The sequence below is a fragment of the Paucihalobacter sp. genome, from assembly GCF_036825875.1.
GTDB lineage: Bacteria > Bacteroidota > Bacteroidia > Flavobacteriales > Flavobacteriaceae > Paucihalobacter.
Genome location: NZ_DAISXK010000064.1, coordinates 1 through 12,016, shown reverse-complemented (window position 1 = coordinate 12,016; position 12,016 = coordinate 1). Strand labels below are relative to the sequence as shown.

Here is a 12,016-nt window from a genome sequence, read left to right as displayed (position 1 = left end):
GTAGGTTAAGACGATGTAAACATATAACATATTTTAATACAAAACAAGAAAAATATGCATTTTATCGTATTTATTTGTATTTTATCGATAAAAAATTTCTTATTATTTTAGTTTTCAATTACTTAAAAATTTATAACTTTTCCAATTTAAACTTTTTGTAACTTGTTGAGTCTAACTGCAAATATTAAGTGTGATTGACGATCTTGAACTTATACAATCTCTAAAATCAGAAGCTTCGAAAGAGAAGGCATTCAGGCTTTTAGTAAGTGCTTACAAAGAGCGATTGTATTGGCATATTAGAAAAATTGTTGTCACTCATGACGATGCCGACGATGTGCTTCAAAATACTTTTATAAAAGTCTTCCAGAATATTCAAAATTTTAAAGGGGAAAGCAAATTATTTTCTTGGATGTACCGAATTGCCACTAACGAATCTATAACCCATTTAAAGCGCAACGCAAAACATTTGCATTTAAGTTCTGACGAATATCAAAGTCAGCAAATAAATAAGCTAGAATCTGATGTGTATTTTGAAGGCGATGCCATTCAGCTAAAACTTCAAAAAGCCATTGCTACGCTACCCAACAAACAACAGTTGGTATTTAATATGAAATATTTTGATGATATTAGTTACAAGGATATGTCAGAAATTTTAGAAACATCTGAAGGCGCCTTAAAAACATCCTTCCATTTGGCGAAAACCAAAATTGAAAAATACCTGATTACCGATTAAACTATTGTATAAAAAAGAAGTCTTAGTAACGATGAAAAGTAATAAAAACATATCTCAGTATAAATCCAATGGATTTAAGGTTCCGAAAAACTATTTCGAGTCCTTTGAGGATAATTTATTCCAAAAATTAGCTTTAAATTCTGAGAAGGATGTAGCAAACGCAACTGGATTTAAAATCCCTGAAGCTTATTTTGAAAATGTTGATAACTATCTTATTAATATTGCCAAGTCGTCTCAACCTGTAAAGGTCATTAAATTATTAACGTTTAAAAATTTAGCATACACAGCAAGTATCGCTGCAGCCGTAATTTTGATGTTCAGCTATATTTTCAACACTCAAAAAAAATTAGATTTCGAATCTATAGAACTCGCAACCCTTCATTATTATATTGAAACAGCCGATTTTACTACAAACGATATTGCAAGTTTATTAAGTGACGATGAGTTATCTTCAGAACTTATAATGCAAGAAACCATTTCGGACCAAGCCATTGAAACGTATTTAATGAATACTGCTAATCTTCAAGACCTTATAATTGATTAAACTATGAAACTATTTATAATTACTTTTTTTGTCTGCATTTTTACACTTGCTGGCTTCGCACAAAACCAAGACCGCAGAGACCGTATTAAATCACTTAAAATTGCGTTTATTACTGAAAAATTAAACCTTACCCAGCCCGAAGCACAGCAGTTTTGGCCTATTTACAATGCTTTTGAAGATGCCAATGTGCAACTTCGTAAAGAAACAAGAATGGAGCGAGCCGATTTTAATATTGACAACTTAACAGATGCAGAAGCAAATAATATATTAGATTCGATGTTGAATTCGGAAACCGAAAAATTGGAACTGCGCAAAAAATTTCTTAAAGATTTAAAAACGGTTTTACCTGCTAAAAAAATAATCCTATTAAAATTAACCGAAGACCAGTTTAACCGTCGTATGCTTCAAGAAATGCAAAAACGTCGCGAAGAATACCGCAATAAGAAAAATTAAATTCTATTTAAATTTCAATTTAGCAATGCGCCCTTTTCCAGCAGCAAAAGCTGTGGAATCGTTGATAAATCGAATGGTGTAAAATCCTTCATCGCTCAATTGTGACCAACTTTCACCAGAATCATTAGAATAACTGATGCCTTTAAAACCAGCAGCAACCAACGCTTTTGCCTTACCATTTGGTATGTATTGAACACAGCTTCTATAACCTGGCGCAGATCCGTTGGCCATAACTTGCCATGTCTTTCCGCCGTCAATAGTTCTAATTTTATTTGCTATTGAATCATTAGGTTTGGTATAATCCCCACCAATAGCAAAACCATTGTTTTCATCAAAAAAATCAATGGAATATATTCCTGTTGTTGCTGTCCCTTGTAGGATGGGCGTATCATAAACTTGCCAGGTGTTGCCTTTATCTGGAGAATGCCAAACACGACTTGCTGTTCCGCTAGTGGCAATCCATGTATGTTCATTAACTATCGCAATATTAGTATTGCTCGCCGCAAAAGCAGCTTCACCATCTTTAATCTTTGGAAGTTTTTCACATTCTAATTTATTCCAAGTATTGCCACTATCTCGGGTAATAATGATGCTTAAACAATTGTCTGTAGGATCGCCGATTGCTATACCCTCAGTGTTATTCCAAAACATCATAGCATCATAAAAAACATTCGGATGTTCCTCTTTATAAACCAATTCCATACTTCCGGTGTCACCAGTTTTAAACAATAAAGCTGGATTTTCAATACTTAACATAAAAAAATCCGTCGCAGTATGCGCCACCGCTCTAAACTGAAGATTTAAAAAATCGTAATTTTTAGTTCCGATTTGCCATTGTTCATTTGCTGCGTTATACATGCCGAACCTTCCATTATTTGCAGCAAAAACCAGATTGCCATCATCCAAAATATCAATCGCTCTAACACTTAGAAGTGAATCGGTTAAAATTGGCGTAATGGTGACTTCAGTAAAAATTTTAAAATCAGTAGTTTTATCCTTTTTACATGATAGTATTGTTATTCCAAGAAGAAAAATTAGTAATAATCGCATTACACAAAAGTTTACTCAAAAATAGCTAATTAAATGTACCTTTGTACCCTTATAATTATAAAAAACAATGCGCTTACACCGAAATTTATGCTTTGCAGTTATTGATGGTTTACACAAGATTTTCAATGAAGATGCCTATGCCGATAAAGTAGTTCAAGAACTTTTAAAACGCGACAAACGCTGGGGAAGTCGTGACCGTGGCTTTGTGGCTGAAACCACCTATGAAATTGTGAGATACAAACGTTTATACGCTGAAATCGCAGAAGTTAAAGAACCCTTCGATCGCGATAATATATGGCGCATGTTTGCCGTGTGGGCAACACTGAAAGGTATTAAATTTCCAGCTTGGAAATATTTTGAAAATACCCCAACTCGGAAAATAAAAGGTCGTTTTGACGAATTGTCTAAAATTAGAAAATTCAAAGAATCAATTCCCGATTGGATGGATGAAATGGGCGTGAGCGAATTGGGCGAAAGTATATGGTCCAAAGAAATAGCTATGCAAAACGAGCAAGCCGATGTTATTTTACGAACCAATACCTTGAAAACCAATAAAAAGGATTTACAGCTAAGGTTACAATCCGAATCGATAGAAACAGAATTTTTAGACGAATATCCTTCAGCCTTAAAATTAAAGGAACGCGCCAATGTGTTTCAAACTGAAATTTTTAAAGAAGGCTGGTTTGAAGTGCAAGATGCCTCATCGCAATTGGTAGCGCCATTTTTAGATGTTCAACCCGGAATGAAAGTAGTGGATGTCTGCGCCGGTGCTGGTGGAAAAACACTTCACATGGCATCACTCATGGAAAACAAAGGGCAAATCATCGCCATGGATATTTATGTAAGTAAGCTGAAAAAATTAAAAATAAGAGCCAAACGAAACGGGGTTTTTAATCTAGAGTTAAAAGAAATCGATTCAACTAAACCCATCAAAAAACTTCACGATAAAGCCGACAGATTGTTAATTGATGCTCCTTGCTCTGGCTTAGGTGTGCTAAGACGTAATCCTGATGCCAAATGGAAATTACAACCAGAATTTATCGAAAATATTAAAAAAACCCAACAAGAAATTCTTCAGAGTTATTCAAAAATGTTGAAACCAGGCGGAAAAATGGTATATGCTACTTGTTCTATTTTACCTTCCGAAAATCGAGCGCAAGTTGACCTTTTCTTAACATCAGAATTCGGAAAAGAATTCAGTTTTATAAAAGATAAAAGTATTTTTGCACACCAATCTGGCTTTGATGGTTTTTATATGGCTTTAATGGAACGAAAAAATACCTCTAATTAAATTATTATCAAACGAGAATGAAACAACTTTACACCTTTATTTTTTTACTTTTGGCTAGCACATTGTTTGCTCAAATTCCCAATGGTTATTACAATTCTGCCACAGGAACAGGATTTACGCTTAAAACACAATTAAAAAATATTATTGACGATATCAACGACGGTAACGGTCAAGCTTTTCATGACACGTCGGTAACTTACAACCAACTTTGGTTGTTGTACGAAACATCCGATGTAAGACCCGACGGAAAAGTTTGGGATATGTATAGCGATTGCAATTTTACATTTGTTCAAGATCAAGATACAGGTTCTGGTGGCAGCACTGAATGCGATAAGTTTAATCGTGAGCACACGTTCCCGAGAAGTTGGTTTGGCAATGTTACTTCACACCCAATTTTTTCAGATGCCTTTAATGTTATCCCAACCGATAAAAAAGTGAATGCCGAACGTGGAAATTTAGCTTACGGCCAAGTTGCTTCAGCTAATTACACCTCACTAAACGGTTCAAAAAGAGGAACAAGTAGTTTGGCTGGTCCAACTGGTCAAGTCTTTGAACCTGCAGATGAATTTAAAGGCGATATTGCGAGAGGCTTTTTCTATTTGGCAACACGATATCAAGATGAAATCGGTACTTGGGAAACTAATGACACTGATGGCGACAGTATGTTGGACGGCACTAGCAACAAAGTATTTGAACAATGGGCTCTAGATATGCTGTACAATTGGCACCTTAACGATCCGGTAAGTCAAAAGGAAATCGACAGAAACAACGCCGTTTTCAATCACCAGAGCAATAGAAACCCCTTTATTGATAACCCTCAATATGTATTCGAAATTTGGCAAAATGTATTGTCTGTTAATCAGTTTGAAGCTGCTCAATTAATTAAAATATTTCCAAATCCAACCAAAGACAACGAAGTAACAATATTGGTAAATGAAGATATTCTAGCTGAAGTTTACGATATTTTAGGAAAGCGGGTTAAAATGCAAAGCATCACTGTAAACCAACAAAAATTAAATCTTTCGGATTTGTCTAAAGGCGTTTATTTAGTGCGTTTAAAATCTGACAATGCAGTAATCACAAGAAAAATAATCAAACTTTAACTTACAATACGTTTTTACTTCTGAATTCACCGTTAATAAAAACGTGAATAACTGTAAAAATCTCAGTCGTATTTATGAGTTAAAAAATAGGAAAAGGATTAAATTTGTGCTTTCTTAAATCAAAGCTCATGATTCATTTCTTTGGAAACGAAAACACCAAAGTTTTTGCTGTTCAAACAACAGAAAATTTAACTACCGAAACCATCGATAAATTGGTTTGGCTTTTTGGTAACCAACCTAAAATAAATGTGGCGTCTATCGACGCCTTTTTTGTTGGACCACGCGCTGCCATGATTACCCCATGGAGCACCAATGCCGTAGAAATTACCCAAAATATGGGTATTACAGATATTATTAGAATTGAAGAATTTCAAGCTGTAAATAAAGACTTCAGGGACTTCGATCCAATGATTTCAGAAAGATATCCGAAACTTCATCAAGACCTTTTTACCATAGATGTAAAACCAGAAGCCGTTCTTGAAATTCTAGATATAGCTGCTTACAATAAAAAAGAAGGCTTGTCTTTAAGTGACGATGAAGTTGACTATTTAGAACAGACTTCAAAAAAAATAAAACGTCCATTAACCGATGCAGAGGTTTTTGGTTTTTCCCAAGTAAACAGCGAACATTGTCGCCATAAAATTTTTAATGGCACCTTTATAATAGACAGCGAATCCATGCCTTCTTCCCTATTCAAACTCATTAAAAAAACCTCTGAAACACATCCAAACGGAATTGTTTCAGCTTATAAAGACAATGTGGCCTTTGTTAAAGGTCCAGTAGTCACGCAATTTGCACCACAACGTGCCGATATAGCAGATTTCTACGTAAAAAAACCTTTTGAATCCGTTCTTTCTCTTAAAGCTGAAACCCATAATTTCCCCACAACAGTAGAACCTTTCAATGGCGCAGCAACAGGCTCGGGTGGCGAAATTAGAGATAGATTGGCAGGTGGAAAAGGATCATTGCCACTGGCAGGAACAGCTGTTTATATGACTAGCTATGCCAGACTTGAAGGGTTAAAGCCTTGGGAGCAAAATCTGCCAGCCAGACCATGGTTGTACCAGACTCCTTTAGATATTTTAATTAAAGCAAGTAACGGGGCGTCAGATTTTGGAAATAAGTTTGGACAACCGCTTATCTGTGGCTCTCTGCTCACTTTTGAGCACGATGAAGCCCACAATAAAGCCATCAACAAACCCCGCAAAATGGCTTATGACAAAGTAATTATGCAAGCCGGAGGTGTTGGTTATGGTAAACGCGATCAAGCCATTAAAGATGTTCCTCAATTAGGTGATAAAATTGTAATTCTTGGTGGCGACAACTACAGAATTGGGATGGGTGGCGCAGCCGTTTCAAGCGCCGATACTGGGGCCTTTGCTTCAGGAATTGAATTAAATGCCGTGCAACGCTCCAATCCAGAAATGCAAAAACGAGCAGCCAATGCCATCAGAGCTATGGTTGAAAGTGATGTAAACCCGATTGTATCTATCCACGATCATGGTGCTGGCGGACATTTAAATTGTTTGTCCGAATTGGTTGAAGAAACCGGTGGATTAATTGATTTAGATGCACTACCTGTTGGTGATCCAACGCTTTCAGATAAAGAAATTATTGGCAATGAATCACAAGAACGTATGGGATTGGTTATCAGTAACCAAAACTTAAAAACTCTTGAAACTGTGGCTTTACGCGAACGCGCTCCAATGTACACAGTTGGCGAAGTAACAGGAAATGGTAGATTTTCTTTTAAATCTGAATCCAAAAATAGTAAACCAATGGATTTAACGCTTTCCAATATGTTTGGAAGTTCGCCAAAAACTATTATGGAAGATGTTTCAATTGAAAGAAATTACACCAAGCTTTCCTATGATTCTAAGTTGTTTTTAGATTATCTAGATGCTGTGCTGCAATTAGAAGCAGTGGCATGCAAAGATTGGTTAACCAATAAAGTAGACCGTTGTGTTGGTGGAAAAGTTGCCAAACAGCAGTGTGTTGGTGCGCTACAATTGCCGCTTAACAATGTGGGCGTAATGGCATTGGACTATAATGGAAAAGAAGGTGTCGCTACTTCTGTTGGACATTCGCCCATATCAGGTTTAATTAATCCAGAAGCTGGAAGTAGAAATAGTATCGCCGAAGCGCTTACCAATTTAATTTGGGCGCCTTTAGAAGATGGATTGAAAAGCGTATCGCTTTCTGCTAATTGGATGTGGCCTTGTAAAAATGAAGGCGAAGATGCACGTTTATATAAAGCCGTACAAGCCATTTCAGAATTTGCTATCGATTTAGGAATTAATGTTCCAACCGGTAAAGATTCGCTTTCAATGAAGCAGAAATATCCCGATACCGAAGTACTATCGCCTGGAACTGTTATTATTTCTGCTATCGGACATTGCAATGACATTACTAAAGTGGTAGAGCCTGTATTTCAAAAATCAGAAGTAGATGAAACATCCGCTATTTACTATATTAATTTGTCAAAAGACGATTATAAGCTAGGTGGAAGTTCGTTTGCTCAAACTTTAAGTAAAGTTGGCTGCGATGCACCAACAATTAAGGATACTGATTATTTCAAAACTGTTTTTAACACCATTCAAAAATGCATCACCAATAATCTAATTGTAGCTGGTCACGATGTGGCTTCGGGTGGTTTAATTACAACCCTTTTAGAAATGTGTTTCGCCGATACCAATCTAGGTGCCGAATTAGATTTATCAAATTTAGGCGAGAAAGATCCGCTTAAAATATTGTTTGCAGAAAACGCTTCAATCGTGTTTCAATCGAAAAACAATACCATTGAAACCGTTTTGAATGAGGCCAATATCTCCTATCACAAAATTGGTAAGGTTATAAACAGAGACGATTTGAGCATTATAATTAACAACACAGTTTTCAATCTGTCTGTGCCACCGCTACGCGATACTTGGTTTAAAACTTCCTATCTATTTGACACACATCAAACGAAGAATAATCTTGCAGAAGCACGCTTCAAAAATTATAAAAATCAACCGTTAAAATTTGAATTTCCATTTGATTTTTCCGGCACGGTCGAGTCGCAATTTAGTTCGGTCGAGTCGCGACTCGACCGTTCTGAAAATCGCCCAAAAGCCGCCATTCTTAGAGAAAAAGGCAGTAACTCTGAACGCGAAATGGCAAACGCCATGTATTTAGCAGGGTTCGATGTGAAAGATATTCACATGACAGATTTAATTTCGGGTAGAGAAAACTTAGAAGACATTCAGTTTTTAGGCGCTGTTGGTGGATTTTCAAACAGCGATGTTTTAGGATCCGCAAAAGGTTGGGCTGGTGCATTTTTGTACAATGAAAAGGCCAATTCAGCCTTAAAGAACTTTTTCAAAAGAAAGGACACCTTATCCGTAGGAATATGCAACGGTTGTCAACTTTGGATGGAATTAGAACTCATCAATCCTGAGCACGAAAGTCATGGAAAAATGACCTATAATGACTCAGGTAAACACGAAAGCGGATTTACATCCGTTAAAATTCAGGAAAACAATTCTGTGATGCTTTCATCCTTGGCAGGAAGCACTTTAGGTGTATGGATTTCTCATGGTGAGGGCAAATTTATGCTTCCACAAGCTGAAGATGAGTACAACATTGTCGCCAAATACGGTTATGAAGCGTATCCTGCAAACCCAAATGGATCCGATTTTAATACAGCCATGATGTGTGATAAAACTGGCCGTCATTTAGTTACCATGCCACATATTGAACGTTCTATATTTCATTGGAACTGGGCGTACTATCCAAAAGAGAGAAATGATGAAGCTTCCCCATGGATAGAAGCTTTTGTGAATGCGAGGAAGTGGATTGAAAAAAATTAATTTTTTTCTATTCAAAAAAACTGATTTTTTAAATTTAGATTTAGGTTTTTTGCAATGAGATAAGGTAAATTTTCCTATTTTCGTAATATCTATCCCTGATTAATCTAATTAACTTAAAAATGATTAAAGTAACCCGATTATTTGATTTCCCCTATTATCAGCTTGAAAACAAATCTCTAAGTCATGCCTTGGTCACTAAATACAATGGTGAATGGCAAGCCATGTCAACTCAAGAATATATAGACAAAGCCAATGCCGTTAGCCGAGCATTATTGAAATTAGGTATCAATAAGGACGATAAAATTGCCGTTATTTCTACCACCAATCGCACCGAATGGAACATTATGGACATCGGTGTGCTGCAGGTTGGTGCTCAAAATATACCGATTTACCCAACAATTTCAGCGGAAGATTACGAGTACGTTTTAAATCATAGCGGATCTATTTATTGCTTTGTATCCGATGCAGAAGTACTTGAAAAAGTAAATGCCATCAAAGCTAATACAAATCTAAAAGACGTTTACAGTTTTGATCATATCGACGGCTGCAAGCACTATTCCGAACTTTTTAAACTAGGTGAAGACACAAAAAATCAATCCGAAGTAGAAGCTAGAAAAGATGCCGTAAAACCACGCGATTTAGCTACCATTATTTATACTTCGGGAACTACAGGAAAACCGAAAGGAGTCATGTTAAGCCATTGGAACATTACCAGCAATGCCTTAGACAGTATTCCTAGGCTTCCTTTGATTGAAGTGCAACCACGAATTCTGAGTTTTTTGCCTATTTGTCACATTTTTGAACGCGTATTAATTTACGTCTATCAATATGCAAGCGCCCAAATATATTTCGCAGAAGGTTTAGATAAAATTGGTGACAATGCCAAAGAAATTAAACCGCATTTAATGAGTGTGGTACCGCGATTACTCGAAAAAGTTTATGACAAAATTATTGGCAAGGCCGAAGAACTTAGTGGTATAAAATATAAGCTTTTCTTTTGGGCGGTTGAACTTGGAGAAAAATGGGAACCTTACGGTGCTAACGGATGGTGGTATGAATTCAAACTTAAAATCGCCCGTAAACTTATTTTTAGCAAATGGCAAGCTGCTCTCGGTGGAGAACTGCAAACTATGGTTTCAGGAAGTGCCGCTTTACAACCAAGACTAACCCGTATTTTTTGTGCCGCTGGCATGCAAGTCATGGAAGGTTATGGACTAACAGAAACGTCTCCTGTAGTTTCTGTTGGCATGTACAAAGACAAACATTTTAAAGTAGGTACGGTAGGAAAACCCTTGAATAATGTAGAAGTGAAAATTGCCGAAGACGGTGAGATTCTTGTTAAAGGTCCCAACGTAATGCTTGGTTATTTTAAAGACCACGAAAAAACGGCAAGTGTTATGACTGGCGAATATTTTCACACAGGAGATAAAGGCGAGATTGATAAAGATGGATTCCTGAAAATTACAGGGCGTAAAAAAGAAATGTTCAAAACCTCAGGTGGAAAATATATTATACCAACTTTGCTCGAAAATGAATTAAAACAATCCCGTTTTATCGAGCAGGTTATGGTGATTGGTGAAGGTGAAAAAATGCCTTCTGCATTTATTCAACCGAATTTCGATTTCATAAAAGATTGGATTAGCTACAAAAACTATAAAATAGGAAAAGAAAATTCAGAAATAGTAAATTCAGATATTGTAATTCAAAGAATACAAAAGGAAGTTGATAAAGCTAATAAGCACTTTGGAAAGTGGGAGCAAATAAAACGCTTTGAGCTCACCAAAGAGGTTTGGTCCATTGAAGATGGACATCTTACACCTACAATGAAAATGAAACGTGAGATTATTATGAACAAGTATCAAGAACTTTACAAAAAGATATATTCGTAATTTATTAACAGCTTATTTAATTTATTAGCAATCCAAACATGTTTTAATTGATTTTTTTGTTATTTTTATTTTACTAACTAATAAATCATTTAAAATGAAAACTAAAAACTTTCTTGTTTCCGGTATTATAGCCGGTATTGTTTATTTTCTTTTAGGTTGGCTGTTTTACGGCATCCTTTTCGTAGATTTTTTCCCAGAGCAACCAGATGAAACGACACAAACAATGCTCATGATTTTCCTAGGTTGTCTTACCTATGGACTTTTTGTAGCATACATTTTTACAAAATGGGCGCAAATATCAACTGCGACCACAGGCTTAAAGGCTGGTGCTGTGATTGGACTTTTCATTGCCTTATTTTACAATTTTTTCAATATGGCAATGATGAGCGGCGCAACTTATGAAATGTTTGCGATGGATACTGCTATCACTATTGTTTCAACCGGAATTATCGGTGCAATTGCTGGAATTATAAATGGTAAAATGGGATAATCAATTAGACATTTTATTTAAGAAGCGTCTCATATCGAGGCGCTTTTTTTAATAAATATATTATGCACGCATAATTTTTATTCAAATACTATGCACGCATAGTATTTTTTATTATCTTTACATTTAAATGCTGTTTCATGAAAGATAAAACCATCGACTACGTCCTGAGAACAACATGGTTGGCCGTCAATAAAATGTATAATGAAGAAGCTGCAAAGTTTGATACCACAATGGCAACAGGTTTTGCTCTTTTAAGTATTGATCCAGAAAATGGTACACCATCAACCTCATTAGGGCCTAAAATGGGAATGGAAGCTACAAGCCTTTCTAGAACGCTTAAAGTCATGGAAGAAAAAGGATTGATCATACGCAAACCAAACCCTGAAGATGGTCGCGGTGTTCTTATCTATCTCACCGACTTCGGAAAAGAAAAGCGCGACTATTCTAAAGAACGCGTATTAACATTTAATGATGCCATCAAAAACAAAGTGTCTCCAGAACAACTTAAAAACTTTTATGAAGTGGCCGAAATTGTTAATAATATGATTTCAAATAAAAATATATATAACCAAAAAGAATCCATACTTAAATACAATGAGCAAACGCAGAATTAAA

The 12,016-nt window shown here is 36.0% G+C and carries 10 protein-coding genes; 9 read left to right on the top strand and 1 reads right to left on the bottom strand.

The features are described from left to right. Window positions 1–190 precede the first annotated feature (190 nt). From V7Z48_RS12835 to V7Z48_RS12825, 3 genes are read left to right on the top strand one after another with little or no spacing between them, the layout of a single operon-like run. The gene (locus tag V7Z48_RS12835) at window positions 191–733 is read left to right on the top strand and encodes an RNA polymerase sigma factor (RefSeq protein WP_334113988.1); all 543 of its coding nucleotides are present in this window, start codon (window positions 191–193) and stop codon (window positions 731–733) included. 31 nt (window positions 734–764) lie between these two features. Beyond that, window positions 765–1,277: a hypothetical protein gene (locus V7Z48_RS12830; protein WP_334113986.1), complete on the top strand. Its 513-nt coding sequence runs from the start codon at window positions 765–767 to the stop codon at window positions 1,275–1,277. Window positions 1,278–1,280: 3 nt separating this feature from the next. Then, entirely contained in the window at window positions 1,281–1,730 is a 450-nt protein-coding gene (locus tag V7Z48_RS12825; RefSeq protein WP_334113985.1) for a hypothetical protein, read from the top strand. Window positions 1,731–1,733: 3 nt separating this feature from the next. Here V7Z48_RS12825 and V7Z48_RS12820 read toward each other — a convergent pair whose 3' ends face one another. Further along, on the bottom strand, window positions 1,734–2,780 hold the full coding sequence (locus V7Z48_RS12820; protein WP_334113984.1) for a WD40/YVTN/BNR-like repeat-containing protein: 1,047 nt from the start codon (window positions 2,778–2,780) through the stop codon (window positions 1,734–1,736). 67 nt (window positions 2,781–2,847) lie between these two features. Here V7Z48_RS12820 and V7Z48_RS12815 point away from each other — a divergent pair, with 67 nt between their 5' ends. The 6 genes from V7Z48_RS12815 to V7Z48_RS12790 all read left to right on the top strand — a co-directional run bounded on the left by V7Z48_RS12815 (window position 2,848) and on the right by V7Z48_RS12790 (window position 12,015). After that, entirely contained in the window at window positions 2,848–4,071 is a 1,224-nt protein-coding gene (locus V7Z48_RS12815; RefSeq protein WP_334113982.1) for an RsmB/NOP family class I SAM-dependent RNA methyltransferase, read from the top strand. A gap of 17 nt (window positions 4,072–4,088) precedes the next feature. Continuing rightward, window positions 4,089–5,174: an endonuclease gene (locus V7Z48_RS12810; protein WP_334113981.1), complete on the top strand. Its 1,086-nt coding sequence runs from the start codon at window positions 4,089–4,091 to the stop codon at window positions 5,172–5,174. A gap of 128 nt (window positions 5,175–5,302) precedes the next feature. Next, window positions 5,303–9,022 carry a phosphoribosylformylglycinamidine synthase gene (gene purL / locus V7Z48_RS12805; protein WP_334113979.1) on the top strand — a complete coding sequence of 1,240 codons (3,720 nt, stop codon included), beginning with the start codon at window positions 5,303–5,305 and terminating at the stop codon, window positions 9,020–9,022. A gap of 119 nt (window positions 9,023–9,141) precedes the next feature. Further along, entirely contained in the window at window positions 9,142–10,911 is a 1,770-nt protein-coding gene (locus V7Z48_RS12800) for an AMP-dependent synthetase/ligase (protein ID WP_334113978.1), read from the top strand. A 94-nt stretch (window positions 10,912–11,005) separates the two neighbouring features. Then, window positions 11,006–11,401 (top strand): hypothetical protein, encoded by a 396-nt coding sequence (locus V7Z48_RS12795; RefSeq protein ID WP_334113977.1) that lies wholly within the window; start codon window positions 11,006–11,008, stop codon window positions 11,399–11,401. 137 nt (window positions 11,402–11,538) lie between these two features. Continuing rightward, complete coding sequence (locus V7Z48_RS12790) at window positions 11,539–12,015, top strand: MarR family winged helix-turn-helix transcriptional regulator (protein ID WP_334113975.1); 477 nt, start codon at window positions 11,539–11,541, stop codon at window positions 12,013–12,015. The last annotated feature ends 1 nt before the right edge of the window (window position 12,016 follow it).